Source organism: Kitasatospora sp. NPDC054939 (assembly GCF_053610105.1).
This window is the reverse complement of record NZ_JBSGXP010000140.1, coordinates 1-22,196: the sequence shown is the minus strand read 5'-3', so window position 1 is coordinate 22,196 and position 22,196 is coordinate 1. Positions and strand designations below refer to the sequence as shown.

The window sequence follows — 22,196 nt, the reverse complement described above, 5'->3', positions numbered from 1 at the left end:
GCCCCGCGCAGGCGCCGGGCGGTCAGGCCGCGGTGAACAGACCGGCGCGGGCGGCCAGGGCGGCGGCGTCCGCGGCGCGGTCGGCGTGAGCAGCCAGCAGGGGCTCGCGGGTGATGAAGAGGCGGTAGTACAGGGGCGCGGTGGCGGCCCGGACGACCTCGCCGGCGTCGGTACCGGCCGGCAGGTCGCCGCGCTCCACGGCGCGGTCGACGACCACGGCCGCCTGCCGGTGGCGGGCCTCGAAGAAGGTCCGCAGGGCCGCCGCGCCGAGGTCCGAACGCAGGGCGGCCGAGATGACGGCCGTCGGCGCGGCGCCGAGTTCGGGGTCGGTGAAGACGCCGTGGACCTCGCGGGTGATCACCCGGAGGTCCTCGCCCAGGTCGCCCGTGTCGGGCGCGGTCCACGGCTGGTCGGCGGAGGAGGCCAGGGCGTCCGCCACCAGCCCGTCCACTCCGCCCCAGCGGCGGTAGAGGGTCGCCTTGTGCACGCCGGAGCGGGCCGCGACCGCGTCCACCGTCAGCTGGTCGTAGCCCTTCTCGGCCACCTCGGCGAGCGTGGCCCGCACGACGTCGGCCCGCACCCGGGCGCTGCGGCCCCCGGGCCGGACCGGGGCGGTACCGGGTGCGGTCGCGGCACCGGAGGCCGCAGAGGTGGCAGAGGTCGCAGAGGTGGCGGGAGTGTCGGACAAAGTCGACTCCAGTCGCGTTAGGGGTTGCGGGGCAGCGGACGATCCTGGCATGATCCATCTTAACGCGAGCGGGTTCGCATTAGCAGCCCGACCGGCCGCCGGCCCCGCTCCGCCGCTCCCACCGCGAGGACAAGGACCACCGCATGACCGCCACCACCCCCGCCGACGTCATCCCGGCCGCCACCGCGCTCCACCCGCTGCCCGGCCACGACCGCGTCGTGCTGCTCCGGGCGCTGGTCACCGACCCGCGGATCGAGGTCGGCGAATACACCTACTACGACGACCCGGACGACGCCACGGCCTTCGAGCAGCGCAACGTGCTGTACGGCTACGGGCCCGAGCGCCTGGTCATCGGCCGCTACTGCGCGATCGCCTCGGGCACCCGCTTCCTCATGGCCGGGGCCGACCACCCGACCATGGGCGTCTCGACCTTCCCCTTCACCATGTTCGGTGGCACCTGGACCGAACGGACCCTGGACATCGCCACCGCCATCCCCAGCCGCGGCGACACCGTCATCGGCAACGACGTGTGGTTCGGCTACCAGAGCGTCGTCATGCCCGGCGTCACCATCGGGGACGGCGCCATCATCGCCGCGGGCTCCGTCGTCACCGCCGACGTCCCGCCCTACACGATCGTCGGCGGCAACCCGGCCCGGCCCATCCGCCGCCGCTACGAGGACGCCGACATCGACCGCCTGCTGCGCGCCGCGTGGTGGAACTGGCCCGTCGAGCTCGTCACCGCGCACCTGCGCACCATCATGGCCGGCACCCCCGCCGAGATCGAGCGCATCGCCCGCGACCACGGACTGTTCGCCTGACCACCCGACACGCGGCGGCGGGTGGAGCGGCACGGCGCCTGGCACCTGCAGGCGCAGCAGGTCCCGGGTCCGGGTGGGTGGATCAGTGCACGGACGACTGGGTCAGTGTCGGATGATCTTGGGGCTTCGATGGACCGCCCCGAGTGAACCGAACGGGGGATACGGAATGGCAGAGGGGTTCAAGGTCGACCTCGGTGCGCTGGAGGCAGCAGCCTCGGGCATCACCGACACGTTGGCCGAGATGCAGTTCAAGAAGGTCAGCGACCTCGATCCGGCGAAGGGGGACATCGGGCACGGCCGGCTGGCCGACGTGCTGGAGAAGTTCTGCACCCGCTGGGACATCGGCGTCGAGAACCTGGCGAAGGACGGCCAGGCGGTCTCCGCCCGGCTGAACGCCAGCGTGAAGGCCTACCGGCAGGTGGACGGACGCCTGGCCGGCCACCTCAGCGGCGAGCTGAGCCGCAGCACCGGCGAAGACCCGGGGGTGAAGTGATGGCGAAGGATCTGGGACAGACCTCGGACCCGAAGGAACTCGTACCGGGCGACGCCGAGGTGGTCGCCTCGGCCGCGGCCTGGCTCAAGAGCTACGGCGACACGCTGCACAACACCGGCCAGGGCCTCGAGCGCATCGACACCGCCGAAGGCTGGTCCGGCGACGCGGACGAGGCGTTCCGCAAGGCCTTCGAGGGCGAGCCCACCAAGTGGCTGGACGCCGGCGACTGCTTCCACGACGCCGCCACCGCCCTGAGCGCCTACGCCAACGCCCTCACCTCGGCGCAGGGGTAGGCGGCCGACGCGATCCGGCAGTGGGACGCGGCCCAGACCGCCACGCACAACGCCAAGGCCGACCACCAGGACGCGGAGAAGAACGCCGGCCACGAGCTGCCGTTCACCGACCCGGGCGAAGGAGCCCGCGGCAGACGCTCGACAGCGCGCGCAGCCATCTGAAGAACGCGGGCAACACCGCCGCCGACAAGATCGCCAAGGTGCGGGACAAGGCGCCCGAGGAGCCGGACTGGCTGGACGACGTCGGCGACTTCTTCTCCGACGCCGGGGACGCCCTGCTCGAAGTGGGGCAGGGCGCCGTCGAGGGCCTGGCCTCGGTGGGCAACGCGATGCTGCAGAACCCCGGCGCATCCCTGGAGGTGGCCGGGGGGCTCGGCCTGGCGGCCCTCGGCGCGGGCGGCGAGGTCCTCGGCTTCGCCCTGGACCTCACCGGCGTCGGCGCCGCGGTGGGCGTGCCCGTCGGCGTGGTGTCGGCCGGTGTGATCGCCACCGGCCTCGGGATCGCGGGCGTCGGCGCGAGCCAGATCGCCCAGGAGGCGGCCGGACCCAGCCGGGTCCACATGGAGACCAACGGCGGCGGCGGTGGCGGCGGCAGCACGCCGAACGTGCGCACGCAGCCCTCGCGGCCCGTCGACTCCAACGCCGTCCCCGAGGGCCACACCACCAACATCCCCAAGAACGCCGACTCCACGACCCGGCGCGCCTTCGAACGGGAGAACGAGTCGGCGCAGATCCTGGCGAAGAAGGGTTACAAGGTCGAGCAGAACCCGGACGTCCCCGGCACGACCAAGAACCCCGACTACCGGGTCGAGGGCGAGGTCGCGGACTGCTACGCACCCACCGCCAAGAACCCGCGCTCCATCGCCACCGGCATCCAGAAGAAGGTCGACGACGGCCAGGCGGACCGCATCGTCCTGAACCTGTCCGACAGCGAGGTCGACCTCGCCGCCATGCGCAAGCAGCTGAACGACTGGCCGATCGACGGCCTCAAGGAGGTCACCGTGATCGACAAGGCCGGCAACGTGGTCCCCCTGTACCCCTGAGCCCGGCAGCCGGACACCGACAGCCAGTCACCGACCGACAGAGAAAGACGAACATGGCCATCTCCTACAGCCTCGAACTCGTCACGGCGCAGCCCGTCGACGACGTCGCGCGCACGTTCGCCGAGGCCGCCCACGCGCTGCGCGCGCTCGATCCCGCCACCGGCGCCGACCAGTTGCTCGGCGACGGCGCGCTCACCGCGCACGGCACCTGGGTCCGCGTGGTGACCCGCAAGCCCATCCCGTGGGGCGACCCGTCGATCGGCGGCCGCACCTTCACCCCGACCGTCTCGGTCGCCTTCCGCCTCGGCAAGGAGCACGACGCCGGCGCCCAGCAGGACGACATGGTGCGCCTGTCCCTCGCGGTGCTGGCGCGGGTGCCCGGCGACGCCGTACTCCACCTCGACTCCGAGCAGGTCTGGCTCGTCCGCCAGGACGGCGGCCTGGACCTGAGCACCGCGGCGGACATCTGGCCGCCGCACCGCCTCGCCGCCGTCCCGGCCCCGTACCGCCGGCACGACCACGCGTTCGTCGACGACGAGGACTGAGCGAGCGCCGGGTCGGGCCGTCCGCCGCACCGCGGACGGCCCGACCAGCCACGACCGCCCGACCAGCCACGACCGGCTCGCCCGCCGGGCGGTCAGGCGCGTGCGAGGACCTCGGTCAGGGCGGCGATGCTGTGCTCGCCGTGCCCCGCCTCGGCCGCCCGGCGGACCAGGTCGTGCAGCGGGGCGAGCCATGCCGTCTCGACGTTCGTCTCCTTGCCCAACTCCTCGTCGTACGCCGCCCCGGCGAGGAAGAGGTTCACGGAGGAGGCGGCGTCGCCGTAGTCGCCGCTGTCGATCTCGTCGGCGTACACCGGCAGCAGGGACTTGATCATGTCGAGCCACTTGCCGGTGAACCGCACCATGCCGTTCGCCGGCAGTCCGCGCGAGCGGAGGGCCGCGGCGCCCTGGAAGAATCCGACGAGCGCGGGCAGCAGCATCGCCCCCACGGCCATCTCGTACAGAGCGGCGAGGTCGGCCTCCTCCCCGAGGTGGACGGTGTCGCCGCCGAGCACCGTCAGCGTGGTCGCGTGCTCCTCGAAGACGGTGCGGTCGCCGCTGTAGTACAGCAGTGTGTCGGGGGCTCCGACGGCCGAAGGCACGTTCTTCACCGCACCCGCCAGGAACCGGGCGCCGTGGCCGGCCGCCCAGGCGGCCGTCTCCCGGGCGCCGAGCGGGGAGCCGCTGTTGAGGGTGACGAGCGCACGGCCGGGCAGCGCGGCCGCGGCGATCTCCAGAGCCTGCCGGGTGTCCTCGAAGGTCGTCAGGCAGGTGACGACCAGCGGGCTCGCCGCGACCGCGGCCTGCACGCCGTCCGCGTGGAGCGCTCCCTTCGCCACCAGTGGCGCGGCCTTCGCCGGCGTCCGGTTCCACACGGTCGTCGGGTGCCCGGCGTCGACGAACGCCTCGGCCAGCGCCCGTCCCATCGCCCCCAGGCCGATGACGGTGACGGGCGTGCGGGTGGTGTTCTCGTCGGCACTCATGGCTTCGCTCCAGTTCGGGGTTCGGTCGGGCCGCAGCGGCTCCCACGGATGACCGCATGCGCAACTCGGGCCCTGCTCCGCGGTGTTCTCGGCGGGCCGGCCGTTCCATACTGAATCGACGCACACATTCGCTCAAGTACCGACAATTCTGTCGGGTACTGACATCCTTGTTCGTGGGAGCACCGATGACGCAACGCAGGTACACCTGCGGACTCGACGCCGCCATCGCCGTCATGGGCGGCAAATGGAAAGGGCTGATCCTCTTCTCACTCGGCGAAGGCCCCTTGCGCTTCGGCGAGTTGAGGCGATCGGTATCCGGCATCAGCGAACGGATCCTGATCCTGCAACTGCGCGAGATGGAAACCAGCGGCCTGGTCCACCGCGAGGTCCACCACCAGGTCCCGCCGAAGGTGGAGTACTCGCTGACCGAATTCGGCCACTCCCTCAACACCGCCCTCGCACCGCTCGGCGCATGGGGGGAGACCCACCTGGAGCACATCGAGGCCCTCCCCTGAGCCTGCCCGGGCAGCGGTCCGCCGGTGCGGACCGGAGGCGCGGAGCGGAGGCGTCGCGCGACTCCCCCGGTCCGCACCGACGGCGAGCACGAGGCGAACAACCGCGTGCCGTACGAGATCGACGTCGTCGAGGCCGGCGGCCGGCCGTCGTCGTCGCACGCCACGCACCGGCGTCCTGCTCCCGCCGCCACCGGCCCGGTCGGATTCGGGCCGGCGGCGGCCGGGTGCCTCGTGCCGTCTACGTCCCGCTGCGTCCCGTGGTGGATCCGAAGCCGAGCCAGGTGTGGCGGTTGCCCCACCAGCACCAGCCGACCTTCGGGGCGTCGCGTCGCTCGCGGCCGTCGCGGCCCGTGCCGTTGCTGATCCAGATCGCCGGGGTGCGGGCGTCGAGGGTGCCGTTCGCCTTGCGCAGCCGGGAGCCGATGGTCATGAAGCAGCGGTTGCGTTCGAGTACCGCCGGCTGCTGGAGCAGCCAATGGATGCCCTCGGTGAGCAGCAGCGGGGTGCGGCCGCGCTCGGTGAGCGCCGGAAGCGCCTCCTCGGGGCTCCAGTTGGCCATGTCGTCGCCGCGGTCCACCCCGGTGACGACGTAGAGCGGATCGCCGGACAGCTCGACGCCGGAGGGGGCGAAGTCGTCGACGTCGGGCATGTCGACGACGACGAAACCGGGCTTGTCCGCACGGCGGAGCAGCGGTGCGAGGGCGGAGGCCGGGACGCGGTCCGGGTGGACGGCGAGCAGCGCGGTGCCGTCTCCGCCGTCGCCCGCGTCCTTGGCGAAGGCACGCAGGTCGTCGGCGGTCAGCCCCGCGCGTTCGTGCACCCCGAGGTCGATGAGGCGTTCCGCCTGGGCGGCGAGCGGGGGGAGCGGCGGTACGGCGGTGGTGGCGTCGGTCAAGGCTGTCCTCGGTTCGTGGGTCGAGCGGGTGGGCACGGGCACGACGGAGCGAGCACGTCGCAGCGTGCATCCGAGGCAACGCGACAGCGGGCCGGAGCTATTCCGCCCGGCGGCTTCGGTGGTGACGGTACGCCAGGTCGCGACCGGCACGGTACCGGGCGGAACCCCCGAGGTGGACCGTCGAGGTGGGCCGTCGGGGTCGTTCGCGGGCGGCGCCCGCGGGGCCCGTGGGCCGGCCCGCTACTGCTCGGTCTCGGCCGCCACGATGGCCAGCAGTCCGGGGAACCGCTGCTCGATGTCGGCCCGGCGCAGGCCGGCCATCCGGCTGTTGCCGCGGTTCACCTGCCGGATCAGCCCCGCTTCGCGCAGGGTGCGGAAGTGGTAGGTGACGGTCGCCTTGGAGACCGGCAGCGCGAAGGAGCTGCAGGTGCGCGCGTCGCCCTCGGGTCCGGCCGCCAGTTCGCGGACCACCCGCCGGCGCAGCGGGTCCGCCAGGGCGGACAGCACCGCACCGAGCTCGATCTCCCGGACGTCCGGGTGGCCTTCGTCGTCGGGCATCCGTTCCACCTCCCAAGGTACGGATTGCATCGTACCTATCGGTTCGGTAGCGTCCGACATCCAGAAGGTACGAGAAATCTCGTACCTATCCAGGGAGGATTCCGCATGCCCCAGCCGTTCGCCCTCGTCGGCACCGCCCGCCCCAAGCCCGAACGCGCGGAGGAGCTGAAGCAGCTCCTGCTCTCGTTCGTCGAGCCGACCCGCCAGGAGGACGGTTGCCTGGAGTACCACTTCCACGAGGACCGGGACGCCCCGGGCGTCTTCGTCTTCTACGAGGCGTGGCGCAGCCGGGCCGACCTCGACGCCCACCTCGTGCTCCCCCACATGCAGGCCTTCTGGGAGCGGCGCATGGACTACCTGGAGACCGACCTCGACGTCCGCTACCTCACCATGCACAGCCCGTACCGCCCCGCGCCGGCGACGGCCTGAACGCCCGTCCGGCAGCCCGCACCCCCGCCGGTCCCCGCAACCGCCCTGCCCGGTACGCGTACCGGGCAGGGCGGCCGGACCGCCGGTGGCGCCACACCGCGGCCTTCTTGACTCGGGCCCGGGACGGGTGAACGATGCTGCCCGCCACCCCCATGGCCCCGCTCCCCCCGCGTTTCGCCGCCACCGCCGTCCCTCCGCCGCGTCGGGCGGGCACGCCGGATCCCCGCAACCGCGCGCCGCCCGGCACACCTCGACCTCCAGGGGTGCCATGACCGACCCTCGTTCACCCGGCCGCCAGGCCCCGCCGGCGCCTCCGACGGGCACTGCGCCGGACGCACCGGCCGCCGCACCGGGCTCACCGGACACCCCGCCGGGCTCCGCCGACGAACAGCGCCTGCGCGAACTCGGCTACACCCAGGAGCTCGCCCGCTCGATGTCGGGCTTCTCGAACTTCGCCGTCTCCTTCTCGATCGTCTCGGTGCTCTCCGGCTGCCTCACCCTCTACGGCACGGGCATGAACACCGGCGGGCCCGCGATGATCGTCTGGGGCTGGCCGGTGGTCGGCCTGCTGACGCTCTGCGTCGGACTCGCGATGGCCGAGATCTGTTCGAGCTACCCCACGGCGGGCGGCCTCTACTACTGGTCCGCCGCGCTGGCCCGCAGCCGCGGCCCGGCGTGGAGCTGGTTCACCGGCTGGTTCAACTTCCTCGGCCAGGTCGCGGTGACCGCCGGGGTCGACTACGGCGCCGCGTTCTTCACCAACGCCTTCCTCCACCTGCGCTTCGGCTTCGCCGCCACCCCGGCCCACACCGTCACGATCTTCGCGGTCATCCTGCTGCTGCACGGACTGCTGAACACCCGCGGCGTCCGCCTCGTCGCGGCCCTCAACAACCTGTCCGTCTGGTGGCACCTGGTCGGCGTCACCGTGATCGTCGGCGCCCTCGCCGTCCTGCCCGACCGGCACGCGCCGGCCTCCTTCGTGTTCACCGGGTTCGTCAACAACACCGGCTTCCAGAGCTCGCTGTACGTCGCCATGCTCGGCCTGCTGCTCGCCCAGTACACCCTCACCGGCTACGACGCCTCCGCCCACATGACCGAGGAGACCCGCGACGCCGCCCGCACCGGCCCGCGCGGCATCGTCAACGCCATCGCCGTCTCGCTGGTCGCCGGCTGGGCCCTGCTGCTGGGCATCACCTTCGCGATCCGCGACTACGACGGCGCCCTGCACAGCGCCACCGGCGTCGCCCCCGCCCAGATCTTCATCGACGCGGTGGGCAGCACCGGGGCCCAGGTCCTGCTGCTGATCGTCATCGGGGCCCAGTTCTTCTGCGGCATGGCCTCCGTCACCGCCAACTCCCGGATGATCTACGCCTTCTCCCGGGACGGCGCGCTGCCCGGCTCCGCCCTGTGGCACCGCATCGACCCGCGCACCCGCACCCCCACCAACGCCGTCTGGCTGGCGGTCGGCGGCGCCCTCCTGCTCGGCCTGCCCGCCCTGTGGAACTCCACGGCCTACACCGCGGTCACCTCGATCTCCGTCATCGGGCTGTACATCTCCTACGTCATCCCGGTGCTCCTGCGGCTGCGCCAGGGCGCGGGGTTCCGGCGCGGGCCGTGGCACCTGGGCCGCTGGAGCCGGGCCGTCGGCACCGTGGCGGTCGGCTGGACGGCCGTCATCGCCGTCCTGTTCATGCTGCCGACCGTCCACCCGGTCACCGCCGCGACGTTCAACTACACGCCCGTCGCCGTCCTCACCGTCGTCGGCTTCGCCGGGATCTGGTGGCTCGCCTCCGCCCGCCACTGGTTCACCGGCCCCCGGACCCGCGCCCTGCCGCCAAACACCCCGGCCCCCGCCCCGCCACCGCCACCGAACCGGAGTGACACCGCACCGGAGTGACACCGCATCCGACCCCGGCCTGCGCTGGGGAAATAGCCGGACCATAGTCCGGCCATAGAAGCCGCCGGTACTCCTTTCCTCCGAGAGAACCCCCACCCGCCGACCGCTCATCCGGTCGGCGGTCCCCGATTCCCGGAGGATTCCCGTGAACCGCCGTCTCGTCCCCGCCCTCACCGCCGCCGCCGGCCTGACCGCCGTACTCGTCGCCGCCACCCCCGCCTCCGCGGCGCCCGCGGACAAGGCCCAGGTGCTCAGCTCCTGGACCCAGACCGGCAGCTCCAGCTACAACGCGTGGGTGTCGGCCCGCAACAACCAGGGCCAGTGGTCCGCGTACGGCTTCGACTGGTCCACCGACTACTGCACCACCTCCCCCGACAACCCGTTCGGCTTCCCGTTCTCGACCGCCTGCGCCCGCCACGACTTCGGCTACCGCAACTACAAGGCCGCCGGTACCTTCTCCGCCAACAAGAACCGCCTCGACGACGCGTTCTACGCCGACCTCAAGCGGGTCTGCGCCCAGTACTCCGGCGCGAAGAAGGTCTCCTGCGACGGCACCGCCTGGACCTACTACCAGGCCGTCAAGGCCTTCGGCGTCCAGGCCGCGGACGCCCCCGCTGCCGCCTGACCCACCCCCTCCCTGCCCCGGTCCGGCCCGAACTGCCGGACCGGGGCAGGGCCGTGTCCGCCGGCGCGCCGCCCCCGTCACACCGGTGCGAGCCGCAGCCGGCGGGCCGGCCAGGGCGGCGGACTCGACACCCTGGAGGAGGGGTTCGCCCTCCCGGACGGGTTCGACCTGGCCGCGTACTGGCGCGCCTACCTGGACGGCTTCCGGGCCCGGCTGCACCCCGAGGAGGCCCTGGTGCGGCTCACCCCGGAGGGCGCCCGCCGCCTCGGACGCAGGCCCTGGTCCCGGTCGAATCGCTCGACCACGCGCAGGGCGAGTTCCTGCGGCGGGGCACCGACGTCGAGGTCCTGGCACCGGCGGAGTTGCGCGAGCGCCTCGCCGCGACCGCCCGGGCCCTGGCCGCCCGCTACGGGGACCGGACCCGGGCGGAGCCCGCCTGATACTGCGGACGGCCAGGAGTGTTCGGCGTTCGGCAGCCGCAGGCCGTCGGACCGGTCGGCGGAGTACCGGGCCACGGGATCGCCCGGGGCGCGTGCACGGCCTTCGTGAAGCCCGCCGCGCGCATCCGCTTGGGGCACCGCTCGGGCGGCCGAACCGTCCACCGCCTGGAACGGCCTGCCGTACGGGCCGTGGGAGGACGTGGTCCTGCCCAAGCAGCCCTCGTCCGAGGACGTCCGGGCCGAACTCGCCTGCCCCGGAGCATCCGGCCGATCGACCACAGCGCGGTGACCCAGGAGCCGGTCTTCGACCCCGCCCTCGCCGGCTACAGCCGCGCACTGCGGCCGAGCGACCCCGCCTTCACCGACCCGCAGCTCGCCGAACGCTGGACCGCCGCCCGGCGCGAGGCGCTGAACACCGCCCTGTCCGCCGTCGCCGCCACACCGTGGGCCGAGCACCTCGTCCTGCGCGGCAGCGTCCTGCTGCGCGCCTGGTACGGCGAACAGGCCCGCGAGCCCGGCGACCTGGACTTCGTGGTCCGCCCGGCCGACTGGCAGCTGGAGGACGAGCGCACCCCCCGCATGCTCGACGATCTCGCCGCCACCGCCGAACGCCTCTCCGGCCAGGTCCGCCTGCACGCCGACCGGGCGGCCCGCGACGAGATCTGGACGTACAGCCGGATCCCCGGACGCCGACTGGTCATCCCCTGGTCGGCCCCGGGCCTCCCCGGCGGGACCGTCCAACTGGACTTCGTCTTCACCGAACACCTGCCCGCCGAACCGCAGACCGGCGAACTCCCCGGCGTCGACGGCCCGCTGCTCACCGCGACCCCCGAGCTCTCCCTGGCGTGGAAGATCCTCTGGCTGGTCTCGGACTCCCACCCGCAGGGCAAGGACCTCTACGACGCGATCCTGCTCTCACGCACCGCCGAGGTGCCGTACGAGCTGCTGCGCGAGGTGTTCGTCCGCTCCGACGACGGCTACGCCCGCTGGCCCGTCCTCCCGGAGCAGATCGCCGGACTGTACGCCGACTGGGACGAGTTCGCCAAGGACTACCCCGAGTTCGCCGAACCCGTCGAGGAGTACCCGGCCCAGCTCCTCGCCGCGCTCTCCCCCACCTTCGGCGACTCCGGCGAGTACGCGCTGCGCGCACGCTGGTTGGCGCCGCTCGCGGCCGAGCTGCGGGACGTCCTCGCGGACGAGGGCATGGACGAGGTCCAGCGACGGATGTCCGCCGGCCACCTGCCTCCCGTCAACGCCCTGGTGATCACGTCCGAACTCCTGGACGGCGACCTCGACACCGCCCACCACATCGTGGCCGACCACGTCCGCGACGACTCCCGCCGGTACGGCGACGGCCTGGCGGACGCCGCGGACCGGTTCGCCGCGGACCGGTTCGCCGCCGAGCTGTCCGCCGAGCGGCCGGTGGCCGACGCCTGACGACCGCCCAGGACCCCTACGGCCCCGGCGGGCCCCGGCATCGTGTGCGGGGCCCGCCGGACCGCCGCGGGACGCGGCGCCGAGGAGGGTACGGCGGGCCGTCCCGGCGTCGGGGCACAGCAGTTCGCCGATCCTGGTGAACAGGGCGAGCAGGTCGGGCGTTCGAGGGAATCGCTCCGCACACCCCGGGCCCGGCTTCGATCGACCGCCGGGTCAGACGGGCGGGCGTCCGGGCTTGCGCCCCCAGACGGTGAGCATGCCGGCCGACAGGGCGGCGCAGTCCTCCGCGTCCAGGTAGCGCACGGCCTCGTCGATCGCCGCGTCGTCGACCAGGCCGGTGGCCACCATCGCCGGCCGGCTGCGCTGCCAGGTGTCCGCCCAGAAGCGGCTGATCGCACTGCCCGGCAGCAGCGGCGGCACGTGAACCTCCGCCCCCACCGACGCCAGGCCCGCCCCGCGCAGCAACTGCGGGTAGGACGGCACCCAGGACACGTCGGTACCGATCGCCGACCGCAGCCCCCGCCACATCGCCCGCATCGCCACGCTGTACGGCGTCCCGGGCGTGCGCTCGTCGGCGAGGTCCACCGCATCGCTCAGCACCAGCACGCCGCCCGGCTCCACCAGATCGGCCAGGGCCGCGATCAGGCGCTCGTGCTCGGGCAGGTGCATCAGCACGAAGCGGGCGTGCACCAGCCGGAACGAGCCGGGCGCGAACGCCGGGTCGGTGACGTCGGCCTCCAGCAGTTCCAGGCCCGGCACCGGGCGCTGCACGAGGAACCGCACGTCGCGGTCCACCGCGAGCACACCCGCCACCCCCAACTCCTGCAGCAGCCGGCGCGCCAGCGCACCCGTCCCCGCCCCCACCTCCAGACAGCGCCAGCCCTCGCCCACCCCCAGCGCACGCAACCGCGCCAGCGAGACGTCGTCGTACGCCAGGGCGCCGTAGTCGATCCGCTCGCCCTCCCCCTCCCGCTCCGGCGGGAAGACCGCCTCCCCGTACCGGCCCCCGCTCATCCCGCCACCCCCGTCGGACCGGACAGACAACCGTCACACACGTCCACAGCCGGACCTCCACACGCTCGGACAGGAGCGCCCACGGCCCGTCCCGGGCCGGGGCACCCCCGATCCTCCACCGCCCGGCACCTCCGCCACCCCGGACGCGCCGCACCCCGCCCCCGATCGGCCCCGCGGCCGCGATCCGGTTCATGGCAGCCCACAGGAGGCGGCGCGATCACCGGCGGCCGCTCGTTCCGGGCGGGCGGTCCGGACAGGTGGTCCGGGACGGCTCCGTGCACGGTCGCGTCCCGGCGTTCGTGGCACCGGCGTCCGCGCGCTGGCCTGCGGGGACCGGTACGAGCGGCGGCGGCCGCAGCAGTAGGTCAGCCGGTGGTCGGTCGGGAGGCGGAGGCGGGGGCGGAGGTGGGAGCGGGGGCTGGGGCGACCGGGGGGCGGGCGGTGCGGACGGCCTCGGCCGGGACCTCGAAGACGAGGACGAGGCCCTCCTGTTCGTTCCCCTGCTCGCCGACGCGACGGAAGCCGAAGCCGCCGAGGGTGGCCAGCGAGGCGGCGTTGTCGGCCCGGATCCGGGCCCGTACGGTCGTCACCGCCGGTTCGGCGGCAGCCCGTTCGAGCAGGGCCCGCAGCATCGCGCGGGCGTAGCCCTGGCGGCGGTGGCGGGGCACGACGGAGTAGCCGACCTCGACCGTGCCGGCCTCGTCCGGCGGACCGTGGTACCCGGCGTCGCCGACGACGACACCGTCCGGTTCGGCGACCGCGGCCCGCGTGATCCAGGGTGCGGCGGACGGGTCGGCGGCGATCTGGTCGGCCCGGTAGGCGAATATCGACCGGGCCCGGTCGCCGACCATGTGTTCGTCAAGGGGGATGCCCGCTGCGGCACTTCCGCCGGCGAGGTCGCCGGCGGCGAGCGCCCGCAGGGCCGGCTCGTTCAGTTCGACGAAGCGGATGCGCCTGGGGGCGGGGAGGGATTCGCTGTTCACCGCGCAGATGATCACCCAGCTTCGGAGGCTTGTCCAGTGCACTGCAAGCCCGGCCGGATCGACCCGACTGCCCCCGAGCCGCCCGCACTCGGGGCGCGGTGGCCGTCCGCCGGGGACCACTCGTGCGGGTGAGATATCGGTGTCGCCGCCCCGCGTCGGTCCGGACGGCGACAAGACTGGCCGCGCCGAACGGGCCACGACCGAAGGATCGAGATGGCGGAAGAGCTGTACGCGACGGTGAAGACCAACCGCGGCGACATCGTGATCCGGCTGCTGCCGAATCACGCCCCCAAGACCGTGAAGAACTTCGTGGAACTCGCCACGGGCGAGCGGAAGTGGGTCGACCCCGACACCGGTCAGGCCACCACGGATCCGCTGTACGACGGCACGGTCTTCCACCGGGTCATCGAGGGGTTCATGATCCAGGGCGGCGACCCCCTGGGCAACGGGACCGGCGGGCCGGGGTACAAGTTCGCCGACGAGTTCCACCCGGACCTGGCGTTCACCAAACCGTACCTGCTGGCCATGGCCAACGCCGGCCCGGGGACCAATGGTTCGCAGTTCTTCATCACCGTCGGGGCGACCACGTGGCTCACCGGCAAGCACACGATCTTCGGCGAGGTGGCCGACGAGCCCAGCCGGCGGGTCGTCGACGCGATCGCCACCGCGGAGGTCAACCCCCGCAACGACCGGCCGGTGCAGGACGTCGTCGTCGAGAAGGTCCTCGTCGAGACCCGGTGACGGTGCCGCCCGCAGGCCACCCGGCACCCCGGTTCCCGACGGCGGGCCGCTGATGCAACCGGAGGCCGCCCCCTTTGGGCGGCCTCCGGTTGCACGTTCCGGCGCCTTCCTGCCTCAGCTCCAGGCGTCCTGACAGGGCGGTTCCAGACCGAGCAGTCGTGCGCGAAGAGCACCCGGCACGGGTCGAGATCGGCGAGCCGTAGGCGAGCGCGGGTTCGACGCGCGGCTGCGGGCCGCCGGTCTCCGACGCCGGTCGGACGAAGTAGCCCAGATCGAGCCGGCGCACGGCCGTGTCGTTTCCCATCCGGCCATCCTGACAGGCGGGCACGTCCGCTCCGCGGGCGTCCGCCGACGGCGTACGCGGCCGGCCCGCCGGGGTCGTCGGTGCGCCTCCCCCGGGTCCGTGGTCGGCGGCGAGCGGTGCGGGACGGACCGGGCCGACCCTCAGCAGTGTCCCCACCGCCCGGTAGCCTCGGGCCGGTCGGCCGGGGAACCGTTCGCGTCCCCGGCGCGTCCACCGGAATCGTGCCGTCCGGCTCCGCGCGGACGGTCGATCCGCACCCGCCCCGGCGCCGGAGACCGGTCCGACGCCACCGACCGAGGACGACCCATGCTCTCCATCCTCCCGCCCACCGACCCGGCGGAGTCCGAGGTCTACCTGGAGTGGCTGCGCGCCGGCTCCCCGGGTGCGGAGGAGGGCGCCCGGCGGCTGCTGGACGTCCTGCGCACCGGGTACGGCCGGGCACACCACAAGCCGGGACGCTTCCTGGACGAGCTGAAGGGCCACGCCCGCCGGCTGCCGCCCGAGCACCTGCCGTGGTTCTGGGACACCGTCGGGCACCGGTTGGGCCGCTCGCTGCCGCGCCTGTCCGGGCAGGCGTACCAGCTGGCCCGCACGGCCGAACGCGACGGGGCCCTGGCCGTCGACGAGACCTACCAGCGGGCCAACACCCTGCTGTTCGCCCGGCTCGGCGTCCTGCCCGGCAAGGAACTCAGCGTCCACCAGCGCAGGTTGACCGCCACCCTGCCGCCGGCCGACGCGCACCGGGAGTTCGTCGCGTTCGTCGCCGCGTGGTCCGACGGCGGCGCCGCCCCGGCCGCCGACCTGCACACCCGGCTTCGCGCCACCGCCAGGGCCGCCGGTCTGGGCACCGAGGAGGACGCCCGGGTGCTGGGCGAGGTGCTGGCCGCCGCCCGCGGCCGGGCCGTGCCCGATGCGCTGCTCACCGGGGCCGCGCGCCTCCTCGCCGACCACCCGCCGACCTCCGCCGTCGCCGCCGCCCTGCTGGAGCTGTTCCCGAGCAGTGACACCGATGCCGGCGCCTGGCTCCGCCTGTTGCGGGCCTGCGGGGCCGCCGACGCCCTCGCCGACGGCCGGCTCACCCCCGAGGACGGACCGGCCGGCTGGCTCGGCCGGCTGGCGTTCCTCTACTCGTACGCCCGGTCCGGCGGCGGTGTGACGCGGCGGCAGCTGCCCGCCGAACTCTTCGACCTGCTGCCGCTGTTGGCCCCGCGGCTGCGCGCCGACGCCGTCCCCGTGCGGCTGCACGAGAGCCGCTGGACGTACAGCGGGCTCGACGCCGACCTCGCGGACGCCTGCCTGGCGGCCGGCATCCCGGTCGAGACCCCGCCCGGGCAGGTCCGCCTGCACTTCTGGGGCGCCGCCGCCCGGCGCGACCTCGCCGCCCTCGCGGCCGACCCGGTGCTCGGCGCCCGTCTGGAGGGCACCGTCCACGCCGGACTGCGCCGCGGCACCGCGCTCACCCGGCTGCCGGAGAACCCCGGCATCGCGCGCAGCGTGCACGGCCGCGTCACCGGCCTGCTGGAGGCGCTGGACGGCGGCGGGCTCGGCGCGGCGGAGGAGGCCGTGGACACCCTGGAGCGCCTGCTCGACCGTCCGACGGCGAGCGCCCTGGACGGCATCGAGGAGGCCCTCGCCGCCCTGGACCCGGCCGGTCCGCTGCTGCGCACCCTGCGGGCCGGACTGCCGGAGGAGCTGTGCTGGCCGGCGCTGGAAACGGCGATCGCCGAACTGGGCGGCGAACCCACCGGGACGACGTCCTCCTGGCCCGTGCTCACCGTGTACACCAGGACGGCCGCGGTCGCCGTCGACCACCGCGGCCGACGGGCCGGCTGCCCCGTCCACCTGCCGGAGGACGCCGCCGCCCACCAGGTGCACCACGTCGGCGGCGACTTCCTGATCAGCTGGAACACCACCACCGCGCACGGCTACCCGGACCGCGCGTACTGGGCCTCGCGGCCCGACGAGGTGTTCGAGCCCGGCGACTACACGGGCCTGACCCCGGTGCGCGGCGCCGGCTACCAGTTCGCCACCGCCGACGGCACCGGACGCCACGACGGCGAGCGGGTGCTGCGCCCCGGCGGGCGCGAGGGCGCCGGCGACGACCACGAGCTCCAGCTCGGCGACGGCACCGGCCTGTGGAGCTGCCCCCGCTTCCTCTCCCGCTCCGACTGGGCCCGCTGCGACCCCGCGACCGGCGGGCGCACCGCCGACCGGCAGCTGCCGGCCTTCTTCACCGACCCACCGCTGCCCGAGGGCCACCAACTCTGCCCGCACCTGATCAGCCTCGCTCCGCTGCCCGCCGGGGCCGGGGACTCGCCGCTCGGCGGGCGCGCGGGCCTGGTCGGGTTCCGGGTGACTCGCCGGGCCGACGGTCCGTCCGGTGCCGGCGCCCGCTTCCGGCTGGAGGGCACCGACGGGCGCACCGCCGACTTCCGGGCCGAGCGCGCCGGCCAGGGCCCGTGGGGCATCGTCGACCTGCCCGCCGGCGGCGCCCGGTGCATCGTCACCGACGAGCAGCGGTTCCGTGCCCACGACGCCGCGGACAACTCGCTGCTGTGGCAAGCCGACTTCGCCACGCACCGGCTGCCGGCCCCCGCGTTCTGGCACTTCCTCACCGCACGGCACCCCGGTTCCTCCCGCGCCCTGCGCGAGCTGCCCGAGGACACCGCCCGGGCCCTGCTCGCCACCGCCCGGGCCGAGGCGGAGAGCAACCCCGCACCCGGGGACCGCCTGCGCGACGAACTCGCCCGACTGCTGCCCGCCCTGACCGACCCCCGAATCGCCGACGCCGCCGCGCAGGCCGCCCGCCGCGCGGTCGCCGTGCAGCACCGGCGCGAACGCCTCTGCCGCCGGGTGGCGGTCGTCCGATCCGGCCGCCTGGTGCCGCCCGCGCCGGTGAGCGACGCGGACCTGCTGCCCGCCCTGCGCGGCCTGTTCGAGCTGCCCCGCCACCACGACGCCGAGCCGATGTCCCCGCAGCCCGCCACGCTCACCGCACTCGCCGCCGACGGAGCGCACCTGCGCGGCGAACTCGATGAGCAGGAACGCCGGCTCAGCGCCCCCGCCCGCGCCCGCGAGTGGACCACCCTGCTCGGCCGCATCGACGCCGCCGCCTGGCGCCTCGTCACCGCCGCGACCGGCAGCGAGGACCGCATCGCCCTGGCCGCACTGCTGCGCACCTGGGCCGCCCAGCCGTTCGCCGGCCCCGGCACCGCCTGGCGGCTCGGCGAGGCCACCGGCGCCGCCCTGGCCGCCGTCCACGCCACCGGCCGGCCCGCGCTCGCCGTCCGCGCCGACCGCCTCTCCCGGCTCGCCCCCATACCGCACCAGCCGCTGCAGGACGACGCCGAGTACCTGTTCCTCCAGCCCGCCGCCGACCCCGCCCCCGTCGGCGCCCACGACCTGCGGACCGTCACAGTGCAGCGCGACGACGCCCACCGCCTCCGCCGCCTGCTCACCCTCCACGAGGAGCACGGCCCGATCCGCATCGGCGAGGACGCGGTCGACGCCTTCGTCGCCCGCACCGGCGCCCGCCGGCCCCTCGCCCGCCTGGTCCTGGACGGCCTGCCCGAACGCGGCGACCACCAGGCGCAGGAACGCCTGCTCGCCGCCAAGCCGTACCAGGCCACCCCGGAGACCGTCTCGCGGATCCGCACCGCCCTCCACCGGCTCGGCACCGAGGGCCGGCTGGAGCTCCTGGCCGCCGCCGTGCCGGACGATCCCGACGAACTCCGGGCACCCGGCGGCACGGTGGCCGCCGCGCAGCGCGCCGCCGAGGTCTGGGCACGGCTGGTGGGCGTCGAGCGGCCCGTCGACGAGGCCGCCGCGGCCGACCTCGAACGCGACCTCGGCCTCGGCGCCCGGTCACTCGACCGCCTGACCGAACCGCCCGCCCCGACCCCGCACAGCGGCCCGCGCTCCGTCCTCGCCGCCACCCGGCACGGCTACCTCCACCTGCACGCCGCGGACGGCGACGGCAACCCCGCCGGCATCCGCTTCGGGACCCGCACACCGGTGGCCGACGACGCCTCGCTGCTCGTGTGGGCGCTCACCGAGCGGCCCGTCGGCGACCCCCTCGCGGACCGCGCCCCGCAGCTGCTGCAACGCATCGTCCACGCGCTGGACGACCCCGACCTGGTGGTGGCGGTCGACACCACCCACCTGCCCGGCGACGCCGCGGAGCGCGCCCGGCTCTTCGGACCCCGCACCTACCCGGTGCTGCCCGGCCCCGACCGGGCCCGCCCCGGGCAGCCCGCGACGCCGCCGGCCGACCTGCCCACCGTCCACGACGACGGGCTGCTGCTGGTACCCGCCGGCACAGGCCCGACCCGCCTCTGGCTGCGCCCCGCCGCCCTGGCCGACCCCGCGGCCCGCAACCGGCTGCTGGCGTACGGCCGGCAGCACGACCTCGGGCCACTGCTCCTGGCCGTCCGACGGCTGGAGGACCTGCGGACCGGCGGCGGCCTGCAACGGATGGTGCAGCGCGCCGCCGCCACACCCGTCCCCGCCGGCCGGTACGAGGCGGACCCGCGGCAGTCCGTCCCGCAACTGGTTCAGGAAGCCGCCGAGGTGCTCGGCGTCGACGGCGACGCCGCGGCGCTGCTGCTCCAACTCCTCGCGCTCGCACGGCCCACGGACCGCAACGTCCGCCGCTGGAACAGCTGGACGCCCGCCCGCCACAAGGCCGCCCAGCAGCAGCTGACCGACGCCGGTCTCGTCGAGACCGGCAAGCGGCCCCGGGCGGGCCGCACCGTGTTCGTCCCCGGGCCCTGGACCGAGTTCAAGGCCCCAGAACTCCCGCTGGAGAGCGCCAAGTCGGCCGCCCACCTAGCGGCCGCCGACCGCCGCAAGGAGTTGGAGGGCCCGCTGCTGCGGCTGCTGCCGACCCGCCCGCTGCACGAGCTCTTCGAGGAGGCCTGGCAGGCCCACCACCCGTCGGCCTGACAGTGGCTACGGCCCGCACGTGCCACCGCGGGCGCGGGCGCGTGGGCGGGGCGCGGGCCCCGGCTGCGCGCTCCGCCGTCCCGGCGAGGCCGGCCGCAACGGCGGTTACCGGCGGGCCCGTCCGGGAAGTCAGCGCCGTGTCCGCCGCCGGCCCGGTCCCACCGGAGCAGCGGAGGCCGCCCGACCACCCCGGACCTCGGAGACCTGATGACGACCATCGCCCGCAGGCATGCCCTGCGCATGGCATCCGCCGCTGCCGTCGGCGGGGCGGCCACCGCCTCCCTGGCCGCACCCGCCCACGCGTCCACCCGCGCCCAGGAGTTGACCCTGTACGGCCGGCGCACGGCCGCCAACATCCCGGGCGTCCTGACCGCCGGGGTGCCGTACTTCGTCCACTTCGAGCTCCGGGACCAGGACGGAGAGGTGGTCGGCACCGAGAGTGCCCACAGCACGCCGATCACCGTCGGGACCGACGGCGCGCTCATCCTGTCCACCATCGTCCTGCGCCTCACCGACGGCACGATCACCGGCACGAGCGCCTTCGAACGACCGCTCCCGGCCGTCACCGAGGGCGTGACGACCGGCTTCGCCCACTGGTCCCACACCTTCGCCGTCACCGGAGGGACGGGCGCCCACCGGGGCGCGTCGGGAGAACTCACCATCGAACACACCAGCACCCAGGACTCCGTCCTCACCGTCGCGCTCGACTGACCCGCCCCGCACGCCGGCCGGCGGTCCACCCGGACCCGCCGGGTCGACCGGCGGGACCGGCCCGGGCGCGGGCTCGGGCGCGAACGCGGGCTCGGGTGTCATTCGGTGCACAGGGCGCGGTCGAGGAGGGCTTCGGCGTGCTGGAAGCCGTCCGGGGTGGGCGCCAGGTTGGCGGTGACGGCGATGGTCGCGGCGCGGCCGTCCTCGGTCACGCCCGGGAGCGTGTGGAAGCCCGGGATGGAGCCGCCGTGGCCCCACGCCACCTTGCCGCAGCTCAGCGGGCGGCGGATGAGCCCGAGCCCGTACCCGAGGCCCGGTACCGAGTCCGGGTCGTCGGGCATCCGCACGGTGGTGCGCATCTCGGCGAGTTGGGCGGGCTTGAGGAGCCTGCCGCCCAGCAGGGCGGAGAAGAAGCGGTTCAGGTCGCTCGGTGTGGAGACCACCTCCCCCGCGCCCCAGGCCCAGGACGGGTCCAGCTCGGTGACGTCGGCCAGCGGTGCCCCCGGAGCGGCGGCGTGGTAGCCGTGGGGGTGCGGGCCCCGGATGCCCTGCTCGCCCACGCCCGGGACGTAGGTGCGGCGCAGTCCCACGCGGTCGATCACCCGCGTGGTGAGCTGTTCGGCGAGCGGACGCCCGGTGACCTTCTCGATCAGCAGGCCCGCGACGACGTAGTTGGTGTTGCTGTACGCCCAGTCGGTCCCGGGGGCGAACAGGGCCTTGCGGCTGAAGGCGATGTCGAGCAGCTCGCGGGGCTGGTAGTACCGGTGGGGGTCCGTGCCGAAGACCTGCTCGAAGATGTGGTCGGTGTGGTTCGGCAGGCCGCTGGTGTGCTGGAGCAACTGGCGGACGGTGATCACACGGCCGTCGATGCCCTCGCCGCGGACCAGGCCGGGCAGGTACCGGTCGACGGGGGCGTCGAGTTCGACCCTGCCCTCGCCGACCAGTTGCAGGACGACGACGGCGGTGAAGGTCTTGGTGTTGCTGCCCGCCCGGACCTGCCCGTCCACGGGCACCCGCGCGCCGGTCCGGAGGTCGGCGACCCCGGCGGCGTGGTTGCGGGTCCGGCCGGTGCGGTCGACGGTCGAGGCCATCGCGGCCGGGTACCGGTCGTCCTGCACCAGCCGCTCCAGCCCGGCGCGCACGGCGTTCTTCGGGGCGGAGGCGGCCGGCGCGGCGGACACCGGGGCAGGGGACGCGCCGGCGGCACCGAAGACGGCAGCCGCGGCCACCAGCACGGCGAGCGCGCGCAGCGACATCGGCGCCGACCCGGCGGGGGTCGTGTCCGCCGCGGGGGTGGCGGTGGTCGCGGGGCCGGAGGGTCGGCGAGGACGGCGAAGGCTCATGGAAGGCGCTCCTGGGATACGGTGCCGCGCGGGCCCGAGGAATAGGGGATGGCGCGACCGCGGTGCCCCCGCCCGGCGAGTGGATCACCCGGTCGCGATCCCGACCCTAGGCAGCGGGCCCGGTGCCGGACATCGCCCGGCGGCACGAGGAGCCGGCTCCCGCCGTACCCCGTGCCCGGTACTGCGGTCCCCCGCTCCTCTCCTGTTCCGTCCTGTTCCGGCCGCGATCGTCCCGCCGTCCGGTCCCGCCCGCGGCGCCCCGTCGCCGCGACGGCGCAACGGCGCAACGGCGCAACTGTCCCCGTGCGCCGGTCCGCTCGCGGAAACGCCGCAACGCCGCCGACCGGACCGGGGCTTCCGGTCGGTCGTGGCGGCGTTGTCGTGGGGTGCCCCCTGGTGGGGGTGGGGGGTGTTACTTGGTGAGGCCGGCCTTGACGGAGCAGACGGGCCAGGCGCCGGGGCCCTGGGCGGCGAGGACCTTCTCGCCGACGGCGATCTGC

The 22,196-nt window shown here is 74.7% G+C and carries 21 protein-coding genes and 1 pseudogene; 14 read left to right on the top strand and 8 right to left on the bottom strand.

The features are described 5' to 3' along the window. Positions 1 to 22: 22 nt before the first annotated feature. Positions 23 to 688, bottom strand: coding sequence for a TetR/AcrR family transcriptional regulator (locus tag ACWGB8_RS30310; protein WP_452216819.1), 666 nt, complete (start codon positions 686 to 688; stop codon positions 23 to 25). A 143-nt stretch (positions 689 to 831) separates the two neighbouring features. On the opposite strand from ACWGB8_RS30310, the gene ACWGB8_RS30305 reads away from it, so the two are divergent. The 5 genes from ACWGB8_RS30305 (at position 832) to ACWGB8_RS30285 (ending at position 3,880) form a co-directional block, all read left to right on the top strand. Next, a complete protein-coding gene (locus ACWGB8_RS30305; RefSeq protein WP_452216818.1) occupies positions 832 to 1,506 on the top strand; it encodes a CatB-related O-acetyltransferase in 675 nt (224 codons plus the stop codon). Between the two features lie 166 nt (positions 1,507 to 1,672). Beyond that, positions 1,673 to 1,999 (top strand): hypothetical protein, encoded by a 327-nt coding sequence (locus tag ACWGB8_RS30300; RefSeq protein ID WP_452216817.1) that lies wholly within the window; start codon positions 1,673 to 1,675, stop codon positions 1,997 to 1,999. Then, positions 1,999 to 2,292 (top strand): putative T7SS-secreted protein, encoded by a 294-nt coding sequence (locus ACWGB8_RS30295; protein WP_452216816.1) that lies wholly within the window; start codon positions 1,999 to 2,001, stop codon positions 2,290 to 2,292. The genes ACWGB8_RS30300 and ACWGB8_RS30295 overlap by 1 nt, the downstream gene beginning before the upstream one ends. A 200-nt stretch (positions 2,293 to 2,492) precedes the next feature. After that, positions 2,493 to 3,335, top strand: a complete 843-nt coding sequence (locus ACWGB8_RS30290; RefSeq protein ID WP_452216815.1) for a CdiA C-terminal domain-containing protein — start codon at positions 2,493 to 2,495, stop codon at positions 3,333 to 3,335. Positions 3,336 to 3,388: 53 nt separating this feature from the next. Beyond that, positions 3,389 to 3,880, top strand: coding sequence for a SitI3 family protein (locus tag ACWGB8_RS30285; RefSeq protein ID WP_452216814.1), 492 nt, complete (start codon positions 3,389 to 3,391; stop codon positions 3,878 to 3,880). Positions 3,881 to 3,972: 92 nt separating this feature from the next. Here ACWGB8_RS30285 and ACWGB8_RS30280 read toward each other — a convergent pair whose 3' ends face one another. Next, entirely contained in the window at positions 3,973 to 4,860 is an 888-nt protein-coding gene (locus ACWGB8_RS30280) for an NAD(P)-dependent oxidoreductase (protein WP_452216813.1), read from the bottom strand. 185 nt (positions 4,861 to 5,045) lie between these two features. Here ACWGB8_RS30280 and ACWGB8_RS30275 point away from each other — a divergent pair, with 185 nt between their 5' ends. After that, a complete protein-coding gene (locus ACWGB8_RS30275; protein WP_452216812.1) occupies positions 5,046 to 5,375 on the top strand; it encodes a winged helix-turn-helix transcriptional regulator in 330 nt (109 codons plus the stop codon). A 238-nt stretch (positions 5,376 to 5,613) separates the two neighbouring features. Here ACWGB8_RS30275 and ACWGB8_RS30270 read toward each other — a convergent pair whose 3' ends face one another. Continuing rightward, on the bottom strand, positions 5,614 to 6,270 hold the full coding sequence (locus tag ACWGB8_RS30270) for a DUF5701 family protein (protein WP_452216811.1): 657 nt from the start codon (positions 6,268 to 6,270) through the stop codon (positions 5,614 to 5,616). 240 nt (positions 6,271 to 6,510) lie between these two features. Then, the gene (locus ACWGB8_RS30265) at positions 6,511 to 6,828 is read right to left on the bottom strand and encodes an ArsR/SmtB family transcription factor (protein ID WP_452216810.1); all 318 of its coding nucleotides are present in this window, start codon (positions 6,826 to 6,828) and stop codon (positions 6,511 to 6,513) included. A gap of 105 nt (positions 6,829 to 6,933) precedes the next feature. On the opposite strand from ACWGB8_RS30265, the gene ACWGB8_RS30260 reads away from it, so the two are divergent. The 5 genes from ACWGB8_RS30260 to ACWGB8_RS30240 all read left to right on the top strand — a co-directional run bounded on the left by ACWGB8_RS30260 (position 6,934) and on the right by ACWGB8_RS30240 (position 11,656). Next, on the top strand, positions 6,934 to 7,257 hold the full coding sequence (locus tag ACWGB8_RS30260; RefSeq protein WP_452216809.1) for a putative quinol monooxygenase: 324 nt from the start codon (positions 6,934 to 6,936) through the stop codon (positions 7,255 to 7,257). Positions 7,258 to 7,525: 268 nt separating this feature from the next. Further along, positions 7,526 to 9,154, top strand: a complete 1,629-nt coding sequence (locus ACWGB8_RS30255) for an amino acid permease (RefSeq protein WP_452216808.1) — start codon at positions 7,526 to 7,528, stop codon at positions 9,152 to 9,154. A 145-nt stretch (positions 9,155 to 9,299) separates the two neighbouring features. Continuing rightward, on the top strand, positions 9,300 to 9,779 hold the full coding sequence (locus ACWGB8_RS30250; RefSeq protein WP_452216807.1) for a phospholipase: 480 nt from the start codon (positions 9,300 to 9,302) through the stop codon (positions 9,777 to 9,779). A 53-nt stretch (positions 9,780 to 9,832) separates the two neighbouring features. Continuing rightward, a complete protein-coding gene (locus tag ACWGB8_RS30245; RefSeq protein ID WP_452216806.1) occupies positions 9,833 to 10,219 on the top strand; it encodes a hypothetical protein in 387 nt (128 codons plus the stop codon). Between the two features lie 285 nt (positions 10,220 to 10,504). After that, the gene (locus ACWGB8_RS30240) at positions 10,505 to 11,656 is read left to right on the top strand and encodes a nucleotidyl transferase AbiEii/AbiGii toxin family protein (RefSeq protein WP_452216805.1); all 1,152 of its coding nucleotides are present in this window, start codon (positions 10,505 to 10,507) and stop codon (positions 11,654 to 11,656) included. Positions 11,657 to 11,869: 213 nt separating this feature from the next. Here ACWGB8_RS30240 and ACWGB8_RS30235 read toward each other — a convergent pair whose 3' ends face one another. Together ACWGB8_RS30235 and ACWGB8_RS30230 are read right to left on the bottom strand one after the other, a co-directional pair. Further along, complete coding sequence (locus ACWGB8_RS30235; RefSeq protein WP_452216804.1) at positions 11,870 to 12,670, bottom strand: class I SAM-dependent methyltransferase; 801 nt, start codon at positions 12,668 to 12,670, stop codon at positions 11,870 to 11,872. Positions 12,671 to 13,035: 365 nt separating this feature from the next. Beyond that, positions 13,036 to 13,653 carry a GNAT family N-acetyltransferase gene (locus ACWGB8_RS30230; RefSeq protein WP_452216803.1) on the bottom strand — a complete coding sequence of 206 codons (618 nt, stop codon included), beginning with the start codon at positions 13,651 to 13,653 and terminating at the stop codon, positions 13,036 to 13,038. 213 nt (positions 13,654 to 13,866) lie between these two features. Between ACWGB8_RS30230 and ACWGB8_RS30225 the strand changes: the two genes are divergently transcribed. The 3 genes from ACWGB8_RS30225 (at position 13,867) to ACWGB8_RS30215 (ending at position 20,353) form a co-directional block, all read left to right on the top strand. Further along, complete coding sequence (locus ACWGB8_RS30225) at positions 13,867 to 14,394, top strand: peptidylprolyl isomerase (RefSeq protein WP_452216802.1); 528 nt, start codon at positions 13,867 to 13,869, stop codon at positions 14,392 to 14,394. 610 nt (positions 14,395 to 15,004) lie between these two features. Then, positions 15,005 to 19,642: a hypothetical protein gene (locus tag ACWGB8_RS30220; protein WP_452216801.1), complete on the top strand. Its 4,638-nt coding sequence runs from the start codon at positions 15,005 to 15,007 to the stop codon at positions 19,640 to 19,642. Between the two features lie 207 nt (positions 19,643 to 19,849). Further along, positions 19,850 to 20,353, top strand: coding sequence for a hypothetical protein (locus tag ACWGB8_RS30215; RefSeq protein WP_452216800.1), 504 nt, complete (start codon positions 19,850 to 19,852; stop codon positions 20,351 to 20,353). A gap of 98 nt (positions 20,354 to 20,451) precedes the next feature. On the opposite strand, the gene ACWGB8_RS30210 is transcribed toward ACWGB8_RS30215, so the two are convergent. Both ACWGB8_RS30210 and ACWGB8_RS30205 read right to left on the bottom strand, forming a co-directional pair. After that, the gene (locus ACWGB8_RS30210) at positions 20,452 to 21,696 is read right to left on the bottom strand and encodes a serine hydrolase domain-containing protein (RefSeq protein WP_452216799.1); all 1,245 of its coding nucleotides are present in this window, start codon (positions 21,694 to 21,696) and stop codon (positions 20,452 to 20,454) included. 415 nt (positions 21,697 to 22,111) lie between these two features. Continuing rightward, positions 22,112 to 22,196, bottom strand: a pseudogene (locus tag ACWGB8_RS30205) (transglycosylase family protein); the annotation flags it as partial.

Coding starts and splice junctions, on each gene's coding strand:
- ACWGB8_RS30305 (WP_452216818.1), top strand. CDS start 832: ATGACCGCCACCACCCCCGCCGACGTCATCCCGGCCGCCACCGCGCTC.
- ACWGB8_RS30300 (WP_452216817.1), top strand. CDS start 1,673: ATGGCAGAGGGGTTCAAGGTCGACCTCGGTGCGCTGGAGGCAGCAGCC.
- ACWGB8_RS30295 (WP_452216816.1), top strand. CDS start 1,999: ATGGCGAAGGATCTGGGACAGACCTCGGACCCGAAGGAACTCGTACCG.
- ACWGB8_RS30285 (WP_452216814.1), top strand. CDS start 3,389: ATGGCCATCTCCTACAGCCTCGAACTCGTCACGGCGCAGCCCGTCGAC.
- ACWGB8_RS30280 (WP_452216813.1), bottom strand. CDS start 4,860: ATGAGTGCCGACGAGAACACCACCCGCACGCCCGTCACCGTCATCGGC.
- ACWGB8_RS30275 (WP_452216812.1), top strand. CDS start 5,046: ATGACGCAACGCAGGTACACCTGCGGACTCGACGCCGCCATCGCCGTC.
- ACWGB8_RS30265 (WP_452216810.1), bottom strand. CDS start 6,828: ATGCCCGACGACGAAGGCCACCCGGACGTCCGGGAGATCGAGCTCGGT.
- ACWGB8_RS30260 (WP_452216809.1), top strand. CDS start 6,934: ATGCCCCAGCCGTTCGCCCTCGTCGGCACCGCCCGCCCCAAGCCCGAA.
- ACWGB8_RS30255 (WP_452216808.1), top strand. CDS start 7,526: ATGACCGACCCTCGTTCACCCGGCCGCCAGGCCCCGCCGGCGCCTCCG.
- ACWGB8_RS30235 (WP_452216804.1), bottom strand. CDS start 12,670: ATGAGCGGGGGCCGGTACGGGGAGGCGGTCTTCCCGCCGGAGCGGGAG.
- ACWGB8_RS30225 (WP_452216802.1), top strand. CDS start 13,867: ATGGCGGAAGAGCTGTACGCGACGGTGAAGACCAACCGCGGCGACATC.
- ACWGB8_RS30220 (WP_452216801.1), top strand. CDS start 15,005: ATGCTCTCCATCCTCCCGCCCACCGACCCGGCGGAGTCCGAGGTCTAC.
- ACWGB8_RS30215 (WP_452216800.1), top strand. CDS start 19,850: ATGACGACCATCGCCCGCAGGCATGCCCTGCGCATGGCATCCGCCGCT.
- ACWGB8_RS30210 (WP_452216799.1), bottom strand. CDS start 21,696: ATGAGCCTTCGCCGTCCTCGCCGACCCTCCGGCCCCGCGACCACCGCC.